General features: G+C 57.4%; 10 protein-coding genes. 5 read left to right on the forward strand and 5 right to left on the reverse strand.

The features are described from left to right. The first annotated feature begins 712 nt into the window (after window positions 1-712). The 4 genes from NLM32_RS32755 to NLM32_RS46420 all read left to right on the forward strand — a co-directional run bounded on the left by NLM32_RS32755 (window position 713) and on the right by NLM32_RS46420 (window position 3214). The gene (locus NLM32_RS32755) at window positions 713-946 is read left to right on the forward strand and encodes a hypothetical protein (RefSeq protein ID WP_254132846.1); all 234 of its coding nucleotides are present in this window, start codon (window positions 713-715) and stop codon (window positions 944-946) included. A gap of 50 nt (window positions 947-996) precedes the next feature. Continuing rightward, complete coding sequence (locus NLM32_RS32760; RefSeq protein ID WP_254132847.1) at window positions 997-1767, forward strand: hypothetical protein; 771 nt, start codon at window positions 997-999, stop codon at window positions 1765-1767. Between the two features lie 87 nt (window positions 1768-1854). After that, window positions 1855-2220 (forward strand): hypothetical protein, encoded by a 366-nt coding sequence (locus NLM32_RS32765; protein ID WP_254132848.1) that lies wholly within the window; start codon window positions 1855-1857, stop codon window positions 2218-2220. Window positions 2221-2917: 697 nt separating this feature from the next. Next, a complete protein-coding gene (locus NLM32_RS46420; protein WP_375143652.1) occupies window positions 2918-3214 on the forward strand; it encodes a DUF6438 domain-containing protein in 297 nt (98 codons plus the stop codon). A gap of 272 nt (window positions 3215-3486) precedes the next feature. On the opposite strand, the gene NLM32_RS32770 is transcribed toward NLM32_RS46420, so the two are convergent. The 3 genes from NLM32_RS32770 to NLM32_RS32780 form a co-directional block, all read right to left on the reverse strand. Then, window positions 3487-3984 carry a DinB family protein gene (locus tag NLM32_RS32770; protein ID WP_254132849.1) on the reverse strand — a complete coding sequence of 166 codons (498 nt, stop codon included), beginning with the start codon at window positions 3982-3984 and terminating at the stop codon, window positions 3487-3489. 356 nt (window positions 3985-4340) lie between these two features. Beyond that, entirely contained in the window at window positions 4341-4841 is a 501-nt protein-coding gene (locus NLM32_RS32775) for a hypothetical protein (protein ID WP_254132850.1), read from the reverse strand. Window positions 4842-5364: 523 nt separating this feature from the next. Further along, window positions 5365-16110: a calcium-binding protein gene (locus NLM32_RS32780; protein WP_254132851.1), complete on the reverse strand. Its 10746-nt coding sequence runs from the start codon at window positions 16108-16110 to the stop codon at window positions 5365-5367. 410 nt (window positions 16111-16520) lie between these two features. Here NLM32_RS32780 and NLM32_RS32785 point away from each other — a divergent pair, with 410 nt between their 5' ends. Beyond that, window positions 16521-17237 (forward strand): hypothetical protein, encoded by a 717-nt coding sequence (locus NLM32_RS32785; protein ID WP_254132852.1) that lies wholly within the window; start codon window positions 16521-16523, stop codon window positions 17235-17237. 87 nt (window positions 17238-17324) lie between these two features. On the opposite strand, the gene NLM32_RS32790 is transcribed toward NLM32_RS32785, so the two are convergent. Together NLM32_RS32790 and NLM32_RS32795 are read right to left on the reverse strand one after the other, a co-directional pair. Then, complete coding sequence (locus NLM32_RS32790) at window positions 17325-18764, reverse strand: HlyD family type I secretion periplasmic adaptor subunit (RefSeq protein WP_254132853.1); 1440 nt, start codon at window positions 18762-18764, stop codon at window positions 17325-17327. After that, window positions 18751-20877 carry a type I secretion system permease/ATPase gene (locus NLM32_RS32795; protein WP_254132854.1) on the reverse strand — a complete coding sequence of 709 codons (2127 nt, stop codon included), beginning with the start codon at window positions 20875-20877 and terminating at the stop codon, window positions 18751-18753. Before NLM32_RS32795 ends, NLM32_RS32790 begins: the two co-directional genes overlap by 14 nt. Window positions 20878-20957 lie beyond the last annotated feature (80 nt).

The following is a 20957-nucleotide window of genomic DNA, read 5'->3' on the forward strand; positions in this document are numbered from 1 at the left end:
AGCAAAATAACGTGCCGGCTTGGCTGCGCCTAGGGCTGCAGGAGCGCGATCGCAGTTTCGGCAAACTTTAGAGAAAACTTGTGTGCTGCGGGTCCGGCATTGGCAATATCACGGTGAGAGCCGCGCGGAGCATTGGGGTTCGGGACGGCAAATCAGCTCGAACCTTCGACGCCATTTTCGTCCTCACCGCAACTGCGGCGACATCCGCGGTAAGCCGACCAAAGATCGCGGCTCGTGAGGAGCGCTATTAGCCCTCAAGTCGAGCAAGTACCCTACCCAAGCGTCGGCATCACTCCGAAACGCGACCGCCCACGCTTACCGACAATGGATTTTTCTTGATCTCCCGGTGCACATGTCGCGCACACGCGACCTCCTAACGTACTGACAATATTAAAACTCTCGCTCCAATCCATCATGAGCCAATTTGAGCCTGTTAGAGCCGGCGAGATACAAGCTCATCAAGGGTAGTCTCGTTCCCATTTCAAGCGCTGCGGTTAGGCTTTGGCCTAACTTTCGATAATTGGGGATTATCGTCGTCCAAGTTTGAATTGATACACCTGAAGTTGTAACTAACCACGATTCCTCAAGAAGCGCCCAAGGGTTGACGGCTCGAGGCGGGGTTTAGCAAGCTTTGGGCGCATTGCTTCGCGCTCGACCTTCAACCACCGCATATTAGACTGACAAGCCGGCGTTGATTTCTTGGAGATAAGTTGTGCAGGTCAAACTTCCATCGACCGACCTTAAGGCAGCGCAAAGCATCAATAGTATTGAACTTAAAGATGAAACTGGGAATCTAATAGGCCAATATTTGTTCGGAAAAGGCCACGGGCGAACTATCTTCCTACTCGGAAAATACAAAGGCGCATTCAAGACCCATGCTGAGTGCCAAGCTTTCGTTGATGGCGTCCTCGCGGTGATCAACCATAGCACGGATCGACAGACTTGAAATCTACCATTCGACGAGGGCATCGGATATCAGCAAACAAAGCACGGGCCATGATCATGATGATGGCCAAATGCGGGAATCATCCTCATCCCCGGCCTGTCACTGATACGGACGTGAAGAAGTTTTACGAGCGCAACCAGGTTGATTTTGAAAAGCTCGTTTCAAACGTTCGCGATGGTGGACTAGTTACATTTTTTGAGAATTTAGCCGGTCCAGGATTTCAGAGCTTTTCGTCATCAGGGGCAGGCATCCGGTCGGCAGTAGTCGATTCAACTGGAAGAGAAGTTGCGGGATTTGACGGCGACGGCTACCTCACCCTTTCGCCAGCATGGTCGCGATATGAGACCGCCGAACGACGCATCCGCGAGGCGTTGGCCCGCGACTCGATCGAAGACCTGATCGCGAGTGCAGAAAGCGGCGTGGCAGCTGTTGAGGGTTTCATCGCAGAGCGCGTCCAGAGCTGGAACGGCTCACATCCAGAAGATCTTCTGATCGACGATGCTTCACACAAAGTGCCGTTCAATGTGAAGATTGAAGAATGGATCCCCAAGATGACGGGTGGCAAACGCATCGTTAAGGGCTCTACAAATGCTCAACACTTCGGTCAACTAAAGAAGTTCCGCGACGATTTCGGCGCTCACATCAAATCGCATGCGCACGCAATAAGCAGCGATCGATTTGTTGAACTCGTTAATCGCTTCCGCACAGGCATTGCGGGGATGCTAATTGATCTCCATCGGCTGTTTGATATGAGTGTACCTTCGACGCTCATCCGAGAATTCTACGCTGCGGATGCCCTCAAGGATCGAGGGGTATCGTAGCGGGCAACCAGGAGGACATTTTAATGGCTGCTGGGGAGATCGCCGCTGCTGTCACAGATTCGTGCGGCGCTCGATATCACGAAAGCAATGGTAGGTTTGCGCGATGCTGAGGCGTTCCGCGCCAAATCTATCGAGCTTCAAATTTTCGTCCTTGACGCTTTCGAAAAGGCTATCGAGGCCCGCGAGGCGCACACGGTGCAAGCTGATCGCATACGCGCGCTTGAAACAGAAGTTGCTGATCTCAAAGCATGGGACACTCAAAAAGAGGAGTATGAGCTTAAGCCAATTGGGCAGGGAGCAGTGGCTCGCATTTTGAAGCCAGATGCACGCGGCACCGAAAATCCGCATTGGCTTTTTCCAGATTGTTTCGAGCGTGGAAAAAATCGCTTCTCCATAGTACGAATAAAATTGAGCGGGGGCGGCTGCTCGTTGCCTGCAATGCATTCAAGTTGAGCCTTGCTATAGACAGGGATGTCTCCGGCTGGGCCGACCCGAAATAACGGTGGCCTGTTTTGCTTTTTAGAATGGCTCATTTCGGCCAGTACCCAAGGTGTTGTCTTGGACGCTTTCGAAAAGGCCATTGAGGCCCGCGAGACCTATTCGCTCCAAGCTGATCGCATACGCGCGCTTGAGGCAGAAGTGGCTAGCCTGAAAAGCATGGGATGCCGAAAAGACCAAGTACGAGCTTAAGCCAATCGGGGAAGGTCCGTGGCTTACGTGCTGAAACCAAGTGAACGCGACGTCGAACCAGCGCATTGGCTTTGCCCAAATTGCTACACGAAGGGCCAAGATTCCTTTCTTAATGCGACTGGAGTGCGTGTTGGGCGTGGCTGGATCTATAGGTGCACCGGCTGCAATGCTCAGCCGTCGTGCCAGCACATGCCGCAATGGATCGACGAATAATGGCCCGCTTCGATTTTTCAGAATGGCTCGTTTCGGCCGGTACCATTAGCTCTGATCGATCGCGGTCGCCAGCTTTTCGCTTTCGATAATTAGGCATTATCGAGAGTGTCCGCTTTGGATCAATGAGCGGACTATCAGTCGTCCGCAAAGTTAGTCTGCAAGGGGGGCCAAAAGCTGACAACACCTACGGCGTGTGTTATTCGAGCACTCTGGTAACGTAAGACCCGGGCTATCATTCATGAAGGCGATGCTGGTTGCTGCGGCGGTAGCGGCTTCACCACCAATCGAAACGATCACCTATCGTACCTCGCCTTGTGAGGGATCGTGTCCAGGATACACGGTTACCGTCTCTAGCAACGGGCGAGCGATTTACGATGGTGAGTACTTTGTGGCCATCAAAGGAAAACGTTTGTTCAGAGTGACCCCAACGGAATTTGCGGCATTTCGTGCAAGCCTTGCACCTTACCGTCCAAGCGGGGTCAAGAGGTGCTGGTCGAGCGCGGTTCCGCGCTCTGCCCCGACTGGGCGTTCGACGGTCTGTTGATTGAGATTGCGTGGTACTCAGGCGCTCGCTCGCGTGAGCACCTCATTTACGATGGCGGTTGCACTAATGCGAAAGTGGGCGCTGAGATGTGGAGCACTTTGGCGCACGCAGTAGAAAAGCTTCCCATCGCCCAATTCGTCGGCCCGAGAGATCGGCGCATCCCTTAAGCTGTTCCTCGGTGGCAGCTTTGGGTCAAAAGCCGATGATCCGCCGACTACTCTGGAAGGTCGGCTGCGGAACACAAGGCGACATCGGCCATTCTTTCGCGGCCCTTAAGGCAGCATCGAAAGATCAGTTGGCGCTGGTTTTGCACCCACTGCTGTCAGCATCGCGTGGACCTGACCCCGGTGGTGGGTCTGGTGGTTAAAGAGTTCAATGGCACAGAGAGCCTTGGGCTTCTCGATCCGCTTTGAACCGTCCCCCGGATACCAGACAACCATCCCGTTGAGGTCCGCGTCGAGCAACAGAGCTGCCCACTCTTCGATTTCTTCGTTCCGTTGCAAACGGAGCGTCTTGAAATCATACCAATCCGATGGGTTGGTGAGCGAGTGTTTGATGGTTTCCTCGGGGCGAGCGTTCCCCTTTAATCGTTGCAGCATCAGGGCATCAGCCCAATAAACATGATTCAATGTAGCTGCTATCGATTGGAAGAACGCACCTCGATCCTTCCAGCGATCCACATTCGTCAATCCATCAGCGGCAGTTACCAAGGAGGCATTCTGCCAAGTGTTGTAACGAGCCATAAGTCGGCAGTATTTGGCTGAGATCATCTTCTCGGGCTCCGATGGCTATCGATGTTGGTTACCTCAGGCTCCCTTTGTAGTTCAGGACCGCACGCCTACAGATTTTGCATCAGCAACGAACGACGGCGCTGTCCGCGCAGCTCGGCGAAACAACTTTTGGGATGTGGGGGAGCGGTGAGGCGCAGCTCGAACTACGGTCTGGCAGAGCGCGGGACGTGCCCCTGTAAAGGATCAGGATGCGCGGCGGCAACAACGATAAACTTCACGGAAGCCAACGACAAGCGTGAAACTGCCGATTCGGCATACTGACGCGGTAGGTCCCCATGGCGGGCTTAACCATCGGCAGGAACGGGCCAGAAGCGGACTCACTTCAAGTATTGGGCTCAATTTCTATTCTGGACCAATACCATGTAGGCGGCACTCAGTAGCCCCGAGCTCGCCTTTGAAGCACTTTGCAGCATCATGAATTTCATTTGTTTTGCGAAGAATGCTTTGGACCAGTCGAACGCGTTGGCTTTCTGGATTGCTTGCAACACGATCCCATGCTGCGGATCGTTTCGAAGCGTTCCGAGAACAATCCCCTGCCCGATGCCAACGCCAACCTGAGGGCAGTCTAATTCGGTCACAAATATCTTCACATGCTTGGCATCGGTCGATCCCTTGATCACTCGATCCACTCGCGCCCGTAGCTCATTTCCGCTAACTTCATAGATCGTCGCTTCGATGACAATCGGCGCGTCGATGTCGATCGGGACATGCTCGAAGAGTATGCCGCCCCTGTATTCTACTGTGCCGAAACAGGCCACAGCGTTAGTGCAGGCAACGCAATAAGCAATCAAACAAACAGCCCACGTGCGCATATCGGTCAGCCCGTTACTGATCATCGCGCGATGATGCTCGTTCTACGTAATGTCCGCAATGGGTCACTTGCGGACTCAATATCCTAGGCCCTGCAAGGTCCGCTCACCCCTCATTACGGACGTGGCTAAGTCTCGATAACCAGGCCTTATCGAGACTCAGCGCTGACCAACATTCATCCAGGAGTGCGCCTCGATAGATTTAACACGCTTTCTCTTCGATGAGTTGCTGGCGGGCACTAGCCCGTCGCCCTTCGCACGGAAGTTTGGTTGTTGACTTGCACCAAGGAGAAGCGACGCTGCCCAACTCCGAACGCCCACTCACAATAGCGGTTATGAGATCTTTTCTTGATCTACCGGTGCACACGTCGTGCGCACGGCGCCCTCTTACCAATTGAAAAACTTGAGCTCTCGCTCCAATCCATGATTGGCCATTTGGGCAAGCTGCGACTAGACAACGCCAGCTTACCCTCTCTTCTTGGAAACGAATCAGTCGGGCCAAGGAATTTCCTCGGCCCTCCTGTTGGGACTAGCGCCAATAGTTGCCCGTTCAAGCATGCCAAGCGGCTGCAACCGCGCTCTGGAGCGTCGTGTCGCTCGGCAGCGTTTGGATGCTGGAATTCGTCGGATCGAATCCCGCGTTGTTCGACGAATAAGTCGCCATCGCCTGCACGAGTTGCGAGATCTGGCTGTCGATTTTCAGGCCGCCAGCCGTGATCTCTTGCAGAGCCCCGCCTCCCCCCGAGAACCAATTGCCGATCGTAGTGCTGGTATTGGTCCCAAGGAGGTCGATTTTAAGATCGTTGCCCGCCCGCTCGAACCACAGGTTCTGGTCGGTGATCCCGCTCAGGAAATCGAGCTCGTTCTTTGAACCGGTGGCCGAGGACAGGTTGATCTGCGCCTGACCGGTGCTCGACGTGACCTGGAAGACGTTACTTCGGGCTCCGCCATAGGCCATCTCCCCACCCGCGCCGAGTTGGAAGATGTTCGAGCCGTAGTCGTTTCCGGTGAGTGTGGCATTCGTGGCACTGCCGCTCCAGGTAAACGTCGAGGTCGCATCGAGAAGATTGGATCTGCTCCAGTTGCTGCCATTCGCGAACTGAATGTGGGTAAGACCCTGGATTTGGCTGCCGTCTCCCCAATACTGGAAGTTCACGCGGAGCGAGTCCCCCGTCGAAAGCACGTTCAACGTCATGGCGTCGCCACTGCGGCTGAACTGCACATCCCATGGATTGATGTCGCTGAGCGCCAGCGTGTCATCCCGGTTGTAGCCCGAACCGGGGTTGGTCAAGGTGTCGTGGCCGTATCCCTTGGCGAAGACGATCCGGTCGGAGCCATTGCCGGAAACGGTGAGTGTATCGTCGCCCGCTTCTGCATCGGCGGTGATGCCGGTGGCCGGAAGGGTGATGGAGTCATTGCCGGCGGTGCCCCGGACCCAGGCGTTCGCAGCCATCGTTGCCCGGTCCCAGACTGTTCCATCGGAGAACTTGATAGAGTTGATGCCGTAGACCGACGTACCACCATCGTAAAACTGCCAAAGCGCGGTGAAGGTATCCCCGGTGGAGAGCACTTTCACGATCAACTGGTTCCCTGACCGCGACAACACGACGTCAGAGGGCAAGAGGCCCGTGAGATCGAGGACGTCGCTGCGCTGATAGCCGTTGCCGGGGTTATCCAGTACATCGTGACCGGAGCCAGCGCCGAATACAATCCGGTCGGACCCAGTGCCGGAGACGTTCAGGGTATCATCGCCCCCGCCGGCATCAACCGTCGCAGCGTTCGCCGGAAGGTTGATCGAGTCATTCCCAGCCGTCCCCCTGATCCAAGCGTTCGAGGCGATGAACGTGTAGTCCCAGGCAGTCCCATCCGCGAACTGGATCGCACTGATCCCGTAGGAATTGACGTTGCCGAAGACGAGGTCGTTGTGGATGGTGATCGCGTCCGCCGAGTCGTTGCGGAATTTCACGATCAGATCGCCGTTGGTTGTTGACTGCAGGATGACATCCTGCGCCGCGACATTACTGCCGAAGGTGATGACGCCCTTGCCGCCGTTGAGTTGAACATCGGCAAGCCCGTCGCCGATATCGTATCGGATCGTATTTTTACCGTCTCCTCCGTTGCTTGCATTGCCAAACGTGATGGCACCATTGCCTTGGGCGATCTCAAACACATTCGAGCGCATGTTGCTGCCAACGAGGTTATAGCCGTTGGCAGTTCCGATCCAAGTGAACGCCGTTGGCCCATGGCTCATATCCAGGGTCGAGCCGTCGCTGAACTTCACCGTCTTGATGGCGCTGGTCACGACGCCGTTAGTCAGCACCAGATCGCGCCAGAAATTGACGCTGTCGGCATCATCCCCCCGGATCTTCAGGATCAGATCGCCGTAGCCGTCGGTCTGCCAGTAGATGTCCTGGGCGGAGATGTTCGCACCAAGATCCAACTCGCCCGCAAAGCCAGCGGCCTCAACGGCGACGTTCTGACTGCCCCTGTCGAACTTGACGATGTTCGTGCCGCCCGACGCGGCACTATCACCGAAATTGACCTTACCGCCGGCCGAGAGCTCATACACGTTGGTGCCGAGGTTTGAGCCATTGATCGTGTAACCAGGCGCGCTGCCAATCCAAGTGAACGCCGTTGGCCCATGGCTCATATCCAGGGCGGAGCCGTCGCTGAACTTCACCGCCTTGATGGCGCTGGTCACGACGCCGTTAGTCAGCACCAGATCGCGCCAGAAATTGACGCTGTCGGCATCATCCCCCCGGATCTTCAGGATCAGATCGCCGTAGCCGTCGGTCTGCCAGTAGACGTCCTGGACAGAGATGTTCGCACCAAGATCCAATTCGCCCGCGAAGCCAGCGGCTTCGACGGCGACGTTCTGGTCACCCTTGTCAAACTTGACGATGTTGGTGCCGCCCGACGCGGCACTATCACCGAAGTTGACTTTACCGCCGGCCGAGAGTTCGTACACGTTTGTGCCGAGATTTGAACCATTGATCGTGTACCCAGGCGCGCTGCCAATCCACGTGAACGTCGATGGCCCATGGCTCATATCCAGAGTTGAGCCGTCGCTAAACCTCACCGTCTTGATGGCGCTGGTCACGACGCCATTGGTCAGCACCAAATCGCGCCAGGCATTGATGCTGTCCGCATCATCCCCCCGGATCTTCAGGATCAGATCGCCGTATCCATCAGTCTGCCAGTAGACGTCCTGGACAGAGATGTTCGCACCAAGATCCAACTCGCCCGCAAAGCCAGCGGCCTCAACGGCGACGTTCTGGTCACCCTTGTCGAACTTGACGATGTTCGTGCCGCCTACCGCGCCATTGTTGCCGAAGTTGACTTTGCCGCCGGTCGAAAGTTCGTACACGTTGGTACCGAGGTTGGCGCCGTTGATGGTGTAGCCAGAGGTGTTCCCAAACCACGTAAACGTTGGCAGATTGCCTGGCCCACCAAGATAGACTGTCGACCCATCGCTGAACTTTAGTTGCGAGATAGCGCTGGTAACGACGCCGGCGTTGTTCGTCAGATCAAAATGGATCGTGAGGCCGTCGGTCACATCATTGCGGAATTTGACGAACAGATCGCCATTCCCATTCGAATTCGACTGTAGGTAAACATCCTGCGCCGACACATTGCTGTCGAAGGCGAGGATACCCGTTCCGCCGTTCAGCTGAACATCGGCGTAACCGGTGCCCTTGGCGTACTTGATGATGTTCGTGCCGCCGACAGCCGAATTGTTGGTGAAGTTGATCGAGCCGCTACCCGCCGTGATCTCATAAACGTTCGTGCCAAAAGCAACACCGGTGAGATAGTAGTTGTTACTATTTCCGAGCCAGTTGAAGGTGGGGGTGTTGCCTGTTCCACCAAGATTGATCACCGAACCGTCGCTGAACTGCAGTTGCGAAATCGCGCTAGTGACGATCCCCCCGCTGCTGGTCAGGTCACCGGGGATCGAAATTCCATCGGTGAGATCATTGCGGAACTTGATCGAGAGGGCACCGCTCGAATTGGCCTGCAGGTAGACATCCTGAACCGCCACATTGCTTCCGAATGCAATGGCGCCTCTTCCGCCATTAAGATTGACGCCAACGTTACCAGCGCCCTTCACATATTCGATCAGATTTGTGCTGCCAGCGGTCGCGGTGCTGGTGAAATTGACCGTGCCGTCGCCGACAGTGATCTCGAATACGTTGGACCCGTAGCTGGAGCCGGTGATCCAGTAGTTTTTGACCGCACCAAGCCAGGTGAACGTAAGCGGCAACCCGTGACCGGCGCTCGGCTGGCCCACGGCCAACGAGGTTCCGTCGCTGAACTGCAACTTCGAGAGAAGGCTCGATACGCCCCAAGTGTTCTGCGTCAGGTCGTCCAAAATGGTGAAGCTGTCGCCCGTTCCCCTGAGGCTGACGGTCAGATTGCGCTGGTTCGCCTGCAATATGATGTCGTCCGGTGTGATACCAGCTCCGAGCAGAACGGTGTTGGTGGATTGGCCGAGGGTGACCTGACCATCGCCGCGGTTGAAGTGATAGCCACCCGCACTCTGCCCGGCGAGAACACTCTTGACCTGATCGGGATTCCAGATCGCGCCGTCGGCGAAGCTGATACCACGGAGAGCACCACCGCTGTTGGAGAATTCTCCCCGAACCGTCACGGTCTTTCCCGTGCTGTTCACGGTAATGACCAGATCGGCGCCGCCATTGGCGACGGGACGCGACAAGGTCACATCCATCGAATTGACATCGGCAAACTGCAATATGGATTGAAGATTGCCGGGATCGACGACAACGACGTTGCCGCCCGACGAGCTGTAAACATAGGTATCACGCCCGCCGGCGCCGTATAGCGAGCGGTCGGCCGCACCGGCAAAAATGGTATCGTCGCTGCCGAACCCGTAGATCGCGGTATCTGCCGAGGCGGCCTCTTGCGCGAGCACCATCTCGCGCAATTGGGCCTGGGTCCAAGTCGTTCCGTCGTCAAAGATGATCTGTTCGACCCCCTCGACCGCCCCTCCAGTGAGTTCATCCTTGAGCAGGATCGATCCCCCATCGCCCGCGCCGGGTGAGCTCTCAGCAACGACCAGCCTGAGGTCGTTCTGGCTGCGCACCAGCTGAACAGCCGAGGGCGCGATGTTCTGGAGCTTCAGCGTGTCAAAGCTCGAGTAGTTGCCGAGCCAGACCTCGTAGATGGTGTCGTTACCGTCGCCGCGAGAATAGATGTAGGTATCGTCGCCCGCCCAGCCGTACAGGATGTCGTCGCCCTTGCCGCCGCGCAGCGTGTCGTTCGTATCAAACCCATTGATCGTGTCGTTGCCATCCGTAGCGGCCTCCGCCAGCACGCGCAGCCGCAGATCGTCCTTGGTCCAGAGCGTGTTATCGTCAAACACGATCTGTTCGACACCTTCCACTGCACCGCCCAATTCAGACTTCAGCAGGATGCTGCCGCCGTCACCGGCGCCAGGTGCGCTCTCGGCAATGACCAGTGTCAGATCGTTGCCGTTCCGCACCAGGCTGATCGCGCTCGGGGCGATGTCATGGAGCTTCAGCGTGTCGAAGCTGCTGTAGTTGCCGAGCCAGACCTCGGCAATAGAGTCATTGCCGTCACCGCGCGTGTAGATATAGGTGTCGTCTCCCGCACCGCCACTGATGGTGTCATCTCCGCGACCGCCTTCGATGACATCGTTGGTGTTGAAGCCCACGATGGTGTCGTTACCTGGCGTCGATTCCGTCGCCAGCACCTTCACGCGCAAATCGCTCTGGGTCCAGACCGTACCGTCATCGAAAGTGATCTGCTCGATGCCCTGCGCGAACCAGTCGTCGAGTTCCGCCTGAAGAAGCACCGAGCCACCGTCGCCCGCGCCGAGCGCACTCTCGGCGAACACGAGGGTGACGTCGGTGCCGTTGGCGACCAGTGAGACGTCGGCCGGGTTGATGCCGTGCAGCACTAAGGTGTCGAACTCCGGCCCCTGCGCATCGGCAAGGTCATAGATCGTATCGTGACCATCGCCGCGGGAATACACATAGGTGTCGTTACCCGCCCCGCCGGAGAGATAGTCGTCACCCTTGCCGCCCGCCAACGTGTCATCGTAGTTGAAGCCGTAGATCGTGTCGTTACCGTCCGTTCCGGCGGCCGCGTCAATCTGCAGCAGGATGTCGTGCCAGCCGAGCACAGTTCCGTCGGCGAAGGTAAAGTTCTCGATCCGGTCATCCATCGTTGCGATTAGGCCGTAGACGATAGAGAACTCGCCAATGATCTTCAGGCTGTCATCTGTGCCATTGATCGTGATCCGGAGATCGCTGGTATTGCCGTCATGATGGAACGTGAGATCACTAAGCGAGATCCCCGCCTTGAACTGCACGGTGTCCACCGTACCGCTCAGGATGTAGCCAAGGCGGTCTTCGATCGTATCCGAGCCGTAGCCGCGGCCGAACACGTAGGTGTCGTTGCCGTTGCCGCCGGTTAGGAAATCGTTGCCGGCCCCACCGTCGAGAACGTCGTCATAGCTGAAGCCGGTAATGACATCGTCGCCAGAGGTGCCGGCCGCTGCATCGATCGACTTGATGATATCTTCCCAACCGATGTAGCTGCCATCATCAAACGTGAAATATTCGATGCGGTCCTGCTGGGTGTCTAGCAGGCCGTAGGCGACGCCGAATTGGCCGGTAACCGTAAGGACATCGTTGGTGCCGTTGATCGTGACCTGAAGGTCATCACTGACGCCGACACGCTGGAAGGTGACGTCATCCTCAGTGATGCCGGCCCCGAAATGCACGTAGTCGGGCGAGTCCCCCCAAACCCAGACTTCCCTGTCCTCGATGGTGTCGTGGCCGTAGCCGCGGCCGAAGAAATAATGGTCCCCACCGTCGCCGCCGGACATGTAGTCCGTGCCCGCGCCACCGTTGAGGAAATCGACGTCCGGGGTACCCATGAGGGTATCGTCGGTTGCATAGGAAGGCATCCCGATGACCCTGGCGAGATCAAGCTGGTCCCAGGTGGTACCGTCCGCGAACTTGAAGATTTCGATCTGCTTGTCGAAATCCTGGAACGCGGTCACGAGGCCGGGCCGGCGACCTGCGAACTCGTCGACAACGCGGATCTGGTTGTCGGTGCCGTTCTGGGTGATCAGAAGATCGAGACCGTCGCGGGTGAAAGTCAGGTCCGACGCGTTGAGATGCGCGAACCAGATGCTGTCTTCCTGGTTCTGCCCGAGGCCCTGCCAGACGTCCTGAATGACGTCGTGGCCGAAATTGTAACCGACGATATAGGCATCCGAGCCACCATGGCCCTGTAGCACCTGATTGGAGGAGTCGAGATAGAACAGATCGGTATTGTTATCGTCGCCTACCAGCGTGCCGCTTCCGGTCTTGATCTCGGCTGCCGGGATATCGAAGATCGACGCCGCCTGCTGCAGCGAGATCGCCAGCGGGACGTCTTCATAGGCCCCGACCAGATTCTGGAACAGAAACGCGTCGGTGAGCTGGTGTCCGTCATTGTCGCGCTGAAAGTCAGGCAGGACGACGTTGATGATGTCGTGCCATTGCGCGAGATAATCCTGCGCGCCGCTCGCCGTTGCAGGCGCAGCGTGGAAAATCGCTTCCAGCATCGGCACGAGCTGATGCTCGGTGGTGGGCCGGAATGTATCGGTCGTGACATCGTAGGTGATGCCCGCGAAGAAAGGCGCCAGCGGGCCTTGCGCGGCAAGGCGGACGGCCAGCCTGTTTAGTTCGTTCCAGGAGGCCGTAAGGCCGTTCGCGATGACCTGGATCGCGTCTGCGCTCGGGTTCTCGCTGATGACGAAGCCCAGATCGACGCCGGTATAGCGCTCGAGGAAGGCGATATCCTGGGCCGTAAGCTTGTTCCAGCTTCCCTGCACCGGAGGGCTTGCTAGGACCATATCGATCGTCGGATGGTCATAAACGACGGTCTTATCGGCATTGTAAACGTATTGGCCGCTCGCGTAGCCATAATAGGGTTGCGGGTCCACGTGGACCGTGGTCCCGCCAGTCCACTCCGGTGCCCACTCGCCTTTCTTGACAAGAAAGTCATAGGCCACGCCGCCCGTCCTGGTCACATCACCCACGAACCAGAAGTCGTGCGTCGTCTCAGTGCCGGGCGTGCCTTCCGGTACGGGCACGGCGCCCGCCCAGGCGTAGAGAATAGTCCGTGCAGCATCGCGCAAGCTTGCAAGCGAAAGCGTATTGAGAGATGGCAGGGCCGCATCGACCGTGGCGATCAGGTCTGGATGGAGCGTCATCGCCACATGCAGGTCGGTAAGCGTACCGAAACCTTTCATATCGGGACGGGTCGCCGCCTCGGCGCTGACGGATGAATCGCCGAGCCAGGTCGTATTGGTGTTGTCGGTGTCGAACTGCACCTCACCCACTGTCCCGGTCGTACCGTCGCCCCGCTCGAACGTGCCCGTCGCAGCAATGGTGTTGCCGCTATCAACCGTGGTCGAGGCCGTCGATCCCACCCCGATCGAGACGATGTTGAGCTCTGCCAGCGACTTCAACTCGTCGGCATCGGTCTTGCCGTCTTCGTTGTCATCGACCCAGACCTTAAGCGTGTCGAACGTGTCGGAGGCGTCGACGATGCCGTCGCCATTGAAATCGACGAGCCCGTTGTCGTCCGCGCTGATCTTGCCATCGTGATTACCGTCGAGCGTCGCAAGCTGGGTGAAACCAGACGTCTGATCGTTGCCAAACATCTCGCCGATATCGTCGATCTTGCCGTTGCCGTTAAGGTCGCGAACCAGAATGCCGTCGCCACCGCGCACCCAGCCCACTCGCTCGGCAAAGCCGTCCTTGTCGACGTCGAAGGAGGCGCTGTTGCCCGCGATGGACGACAGGCTCACTCCGTTGCCGTTGAGATCCAGCACCAGAGGATCCGTGCCGCTTCGCATCACGCCGGTCAGTGCTTGCGCGATCTTCTTCATCGCTTTGACCGCAGAGGCCGCCGTTTCGAAACCAGCGGTCCAGCCGTTACTGCGCTCGATCTGATAAGTCACCTGAATGACGAACAGACCCGCCGTAAGATTGCTTGAGGCATCGGTCGTGAAGTTGAAGCCTGGGAGAAAGGTTTCGTTGCCCTGTGCGTCGATAATGACAAGGTTGCCCTGGGCGTTACGTCCGTAACGTTCGCCATGAATTCCGTAGGCGTACTTGCTTTCGACCCCCCATTGAACGCCGCCGGTAAGAACGCTGCCATAATAAGTGATGCGATCCGTGCTGCTGGCATCTTCAATTAGCAATTGCCCATTGTGAGACGCCTCAATCTTGTCATTACCATCGCCGGTGTGGACAATCGTCCCCGGCGCGCTCAACTTCAGAGTGTCATCACCTGCACCAAGATCTACGGTAACGCCGGGGAGTTTCACGCTGACCGTATCGCTTCCACCGCCTGCGTCGACGTCTATCGAGCCAGTTATATCACCACCACTAACTGCCGACACCCTGATCACGTCGTTGCCATCGCCAGTAGCTACGTCGCTAATTCCGTCAGGGATAAGGTCATTGTACCCGCCCCAGTTTGGCAAAATGACCTTCTCAAAATTGATGAGCATGATGTCAATGCCATCTCCAATCAAATGCCCTCTCACGAGCTCAAGCTTGCCGTCATACTGCTCAGCGTCGAAGATGTCCTTCTTGCCCCCTTCGGCGTCGATCTCTTCGAGTCCAGTTAAGTCCGCACCCGACACGACCTTGACCGTATCCGAATCGCTGGAGAGATCGAGCTTCTCAATCGAGTGAAGCACATCAACTTCCGATCCGCGCTTCAAAGTGAGGAAGCTACCGGGCCCGAACGCGCTCTGTCCTTCTGGCGCTGCTCCACCACCAGAAATCTCGATGGTCTGACTTAAGCCTGCGTCATCATAGAGCGCTGTGTCTGTTCCTAGACCACCGTCCAGATAATCATTGCCAGCTCCACCACTCAGCGTATCGTCACCGAACGCGCCGAAAACAATGTCGTTGCCCGCATCGCCATAGAGAATATTCGTTGCGGTGTCGTTCTCTTGGGGGATATCAGATCCGCCTTGGATCAGATCGTCATCGCTGCCACCATGGATCGTGTCCGCTCCAAGCCCTCCCCAAATCGTGTCGAGGCCGGCACCTCCATCAATTGTGTCGTTGCCAGTCCCGCCCCTAATGAGATCTCGGCCATCCTGACCGAAAAGCTGATCGTCACCTGCACCACCAAAAATCTGATCATCGCCAGCACCGCCATAGATGAAGTCGATCGATCCGGCAGTGGTATTCGTGGGACTATCGCCCCACAGCCTGTCATCGCCTGTACCTCCTCGAATTGTGTCCGATCCATCTCCACCGTATGCAAAAACCTGCCCGGTCGCGCCCCCGAAATCGAGATTGTCACTTCCGCTCGTTCCGAACGCGGCGATTTGCTTGGTCAGGTCAACATAATTTAGGTCTCCGCCAAACGACATTCTGTCTTTCGAGAATGTAGTAAAAAAGTTTCCGTTGGCGTCAGACATGCGCAGGCTAAGCTGCGCGCTCGACTCTAGTATGTTGTAGTTGGTCCCATTCGGCGCCAAATAGGTGCTCAAAAGATCGATGTTTTTTGCGAGCTCGCCGTTTGCATCAATACCATCCGCCCTATTCTCGATATCACTTTTCGAAATGCCGAGCGCTTGACTGATCTGCGTCAAAACATCTAACGCAAGAACGTCAAAGCCAAGTCGATTGGTGCTGTTGACATAGAGCTCGACATGGGAACCTACCCCGAACTTTTTAGTCGCATTAGTGGCGGACCAACTCAACAGGTCCATAGCGGCTTTAAGCGGCGTGATCCCAGACAATCCGTTTCTATAGACTACACCACCGCCAATTGTTCCATCACTATTTGTGATCTCAAGCTTTGTCGATGCGACATTGAATATCTCATATATGTGCCCCACGACTGGCTCAGCAAAAGTTTGCCAGACAATCGCGGATGCCGCCCCAGCGGCCACCTCAATCGCTATGGGTGAAGAGGCAGTGACACCAACGGCGAGCGCGCCTGCCATGATTGCCGACGTTATCGCGTCAGTAATCGCTGCTTGCCCCACGCCGTCGATAACTATTTTGCTATTATCCAAATAGAAATTGCCGTCTTCCTTTTGGCTAAGCACGTACGTGTTGTTGGCTGTCTCAGCGGGACCGAAGTTCTTAAACAGAAACTGGATCGCCTGGGATGTCGTTTCGCCTGCAAGAAAATGTCCCACCAGCCCGTCGATAAAGGGCCTCAGCTTTGCTGAAATAAGCGTACGATCGGCCGGTTCGAGGTCGTAATATTCAGCCTGGGCCATGTCAGTTCCTTGCACAGTAAATTAATGCTGACGGGAGCCTCGAACCTGAGCTTAAGGCTTGAGGTAAAGGCGTGACGCAGAACATGGAGCAATCGTAGCACATTGGATGGCGGCGCATTCCAAGCGCCCCACACGACCGATCATTCGACGCACTCCGCGGGCACATCCTCGAACAACACCAATGCTTTTCGGAGACGACAATTTTGCGCAACCTCGTAAGCACCGCGTCGAACAATAAATAGACTCACTTCCAGGTTGTAAAGCTGAGTTCCTTGGATTCCAACAGGACCATCATGAGAAACGTTTTATCTGTTGCTTAACAACAACCATCTTCATCTCACGTTGATCACTGGATCAGCTCTTACGTCTCCTGTACGTTAGAGCAACCGATCGCTCGGACGAGGTGCCCCATGAAAGTTCTCGCATTTGTTCTGATCTTTCTGACGATGAACGCAGCAAGCGCATCAGAATTTTCGGTGCAGTGCGAGGGCAGGTCGCCAGTTGGGCCTTACTTTGCGACATTCGACACAAATTCAAAAGCAGTTGTGTTTGAGACGGCTCCTCCAATCGCTGGATCGATGGATGGGAGCAACGTTTTGAGCGGCGAAATTAGAAAGTCTGACACGCGAGCTGATGGCCAGGTCGATTTTACTCTACGCATTCAGGGTGGTGAGCTTAGCCTAAGTTATGATGGCCAAAGAAAGAGAATGACATGGCCGGGAATAAATGGGAGCGATCCGTTTCGGCCTACTTTAACCCACGTCTGCATCGACATGCCTCCGCGGAGTATCCTAAGCTTCCGATCCAATGTCGCGGTTCTGCACCCGATCTCCGTCCGATGCGCCGAAGCGGGATACATGTACTTCACGATGGATCCCAGATCAAAAAGAGCACTATTTGAACGTGATCATGGAAGCGTGTATCAGGGAGAGGTGACAGCCGCCCATGGCGACGACATCGACGTTTTGATGAAATGGGACACTCCCGGTCAAGTCGCATGGAACAGAAGCAACCAAACGATCACCCTTGAAGCAATCGACGGCAGCGGTGCAAAGTCGCCCAAAACTCTCAAGTGCGAAGAGACTGCGCCACGCACTATGTTGGAGTACTATAAGCGCCTGAGATAGCGGTTTCTCACAGCTAGCCCGTGGGCCTCTCTAGACGAGATTAGTCGACGGCTTTAGGCGCAAACTAGTTGTTTGATTCCAGTCTACTTACCTCTCCCTCAAACTCTCCTGCCGATACCTCAGCAACGGCGACATCACATACTCGATGATCCGCCGCTGCCCCGTTTTGACCTCCACCGTCACCGCCATGCCAGGCGCGAGGTTGACCATCTTGTCTTCGATCTGCATCTGCGAACCGTCGAGCGAAACACGCGCGGTGTAGAGCAGCTCCTGGCCCGCCGGCTCGCTCGATTCCGCAAGCGCGCCGCCTTGCTTGGCAGCACCGTTTCGCTCCGGCGGCTTGTCCTTGACGATGGCGTCGCGCGAGACGCTGACGACCTTGCCGTGCAGGAGGCCATAGCGGGTGAAATTGAATGTATCGATCTTGATCTCGGCGTCCTGCCCGGCCTCAACGAAGCCGATGTCGCGGTTGGAGATCATCGCCTCGACCTCGATGCTGCTGCCGCGCGGGACGATCATCATCAGCTGCTGCGCCGGCGACACCACGCCGCCGACCGTGTGAATCGCAAGCTGCTGTACCGTGCCGTCGATCGGCGCGCGCAGAAGCTGCTCGTCGGTCTTCTGCTGCGCCTTGACGGAATCCTGCTGGAACTCGTCGGCCTTCTTCTGTGCGTCGGATAGATCGCTCAACACCTGCCGCTCGAAACCTGACTTGGTCTGGGCGAGCTGCTGCTCCAGCGCACGGCGGGCGGCTTCGATCTCGACCAACTTGCGTTCCTGAACGGTGCGCTCGTTCTGCTGATCCAGAAGGCGGGTCTGAGCGTCCAGCCAGGCAATGCGGTTGCCGTACTGGATCTCCATCGCCTTCTTGCGAATTGTCAGGGTCTCCTCCAGCATCGGCAGCGTCGCGTCGATCTTGGCGATCGCAGCTGTCACCGATTGCGCCTCGGCGCGCTTCTGATCGATCTGCTGGACCACCGAGGCGAGCTTGGCCTGCTGCTCGCCCGCCTGTGCGTGCATGGCCGAGCGAGCGCGGACGATCTCAACCTCAGACGCGCCGGCGGGCCCCTCGATATCTAGCGGCGCCGCGAGCTGCTCGAAACTACGGCGGAGCGCCGACAGGCGCGCGACGTCAAGCAGGCTCGCGACGAGATCCTGCCCCACCCGCTTGCGCTCGGCTTGCGTCACCGTACGGTCGAGTTCGACCAGAACATCGCCGGCCGACACCTTGTCGCCGTCGTGGACATGGATCGCCGAGACAATACCTGTTTCCAGCGGCTGGATCGTCTTGGTCCGGCCGGTCGGCACCACCTTGCCGGTAGCGGTCGCGATAATGTCGACATGGCCGAAGGTCGCCCAACCGATCGCAATCGCGAAGAACAGGATGATGGTGAGGCCGACCGCCCTGCCAACTGGTGAGGCCGGCGTCTCCAAAATCTCCAGTGCTGCGGGAAGGAACTCGCGTGCGTCGCGCTCGCGGCGCCAGAATGTCCGGCTCTTGCGCTCGATGACCTCAGCCGACGACATGGAGCCCCGCCTGGATTTGGTGCAACATGGCGTAACGTCCGGCCTTCTTGATCAACTCGTCATGGCTGCCGTCTTCGACCAAGCGCCCCGCCTCGATAGTAAGGATGCGATCGGCGTGACGTACCGCCGAAAGGCGGTGGGCGATGATGAAGACGGTCCGACCCGCGCAGATCTTGCGCATGTTCCGCTGGATGATGTTCTCGCTCTCATAGTCGAGCGCGCTGGTCGCCTCGTCAAAGATCAGGACGCGAGGATTCGTCACGAGCGCGCGCGCGATGGCAATGCGCTGCCGCTGGCCGCCCGACAGGCTAGCCCCGCGCTCACCAACGACAGTGTTGTAGCCGTCAGGCAGCGCCAGGATGAATTCATGGGCGCCGGCGAGCTCGGCGGCGGTGATCACCCGCTCCATCGCCATGCCGGGATCGGCAAGCGCGATGTTCTCGCGGATCGTCCGGTTGAACAGCACGTTCTCCTGCAACACCGTGCCGATCTGGCGCCGGAGCCAGGCGACATCGGCAACGGTCAGGTCGATACCGTCGATCAGGATTCGACCGGCTTCCGGCACGTAGAGTCGCTGGATCAGCTTCGTCAGGGTCGATTTGCCGGAGCCGGAGGGCCCGACGATGCCGATCACCTGCCCCGGCGAAACCTTCAGCGAGACGTCTTGGAGCGCCAACGACATATCCGGCCGGTAGCGGAAGTTGACATGATCGAAGGTCACCTCGCCCTTGATTGGCGGCAGCGTCGCGCGCGAGGGATCGAACATCGGTTCCGGCACTGCATTGAGGATGTCGCCGAGCCGGGCGATCGAGACGCGTGCCTGGTGGAAATCCTGCCAGAGCTGGGCCAGCCGCAGCACAGGCTGCGCCACCCGCCCGGCCAGCATGTTGAAGGCGATGAGCTCGCCGACCGAAAGGTTGCCCTCGATGACGAGGTGGGCACCGAAATACAACGTCAGTGCTGTGACCACCTTGCTGATGAACTGCACCGACTGGCTTGCCCAATTGCCGAGCGAGAGTACTTCGAAGCTGGCACTGACATAGCCGGCAAGTTGCTCTTCCCAGCGACGCTGCATTTGCGGCTCGATTGCCATCGCTTTCAGCGTCTGGATCGCGCTGACGCTTTCGACTAGGAAGGCTTGGTTCTCGGCACCGCGGTCGAACTTCTTGTCCAGCCGCTCACGGAAGATCGGGGTGACGCCAGCGGAGATCGCAACGTAGAACGGAAACGAGCCGACCACGATCCAAGTCAGGAATGGGGAGTAGTAGAACATCACCGCGAGGAAAACGAAGGTGAAGCCGAGATCGATCACCAGCGTCAGGGCAGAACTGGTGAGAAAGTTGCGTATGTTCTCCAGCTCCCGGACCCGCGCTACGGAGTCGCCCGCCCGCCGCGCCTCGAAATAGGCAATTGGCAGCGCGATCAGGTGGCGAAACAGGCGCGCGCCGAGCTCGACGTCTATCCGGTTAGTCGTGTGGGAAAACACGTAGGTACGGAGCGCTCCAAGGACGCTCTCGAAGATAGACACAACGATTAGGCCGAATACGAGTACGTCCAGCGTAGTGTAGCCGCGATGCGCCAGCACCTTGTCGGTCACGACCTGAAAGAACAGCGGCGTCACCAGCGCAAACAATTGCAGGAAGAATGACGCGATCAGCACCTCGCCGAGCAACCGGCGATATTTATGCATGGCCTGGAGGAACCAGGTGACGTCGAACTTGCGCGCAAGATCGGACAGAGAAGCCCGCCGCGTCATCAGGACAATGCGACCGGTCCAGCCCTGCTCAAATTCGACTCGCGTGACTACCTGCGGACGATTCACCGCCGGATCGTGGATCAAAGCGTCTTCAGTTCCGATCTTGCCCAGGATGGCGAAGGAGCCGTCACGCCTCTCGACAATCGCCGGCAATGAAAGCCGGGCCAAACCTGACCAGCTTTCGCTCACGGCGCGCGCCTTCAGCTTGAGCTGCTTGGCGCATCTCAGCATCTCCTGAATGCCGACAACCGGGCCGCCAAACTGGTGAGCGATCTGCGCGGGATCAATTGCGATCTGATGAAACCGCAGGAGCAGCGCTAAGCACTGCAAGCCCGTGTCTTGCGGTACGGATTCCAAACTCGCCTCTTGCCACCACTTCCAGTCGAAGTCTCGTGTATTGCACGTTTGCTTCCGAGACGCAAAATGAAATCTCGCGG

This window comes from Bradyrhizobium sp. CCGUVB14, assembly GCF_024199935.1.
Lineage (GTDB): Bacteria > Pseudomonadota > Alphaproteobacteria > Rhizobiales > Xanthobacteraceae > Bradyrhizobium.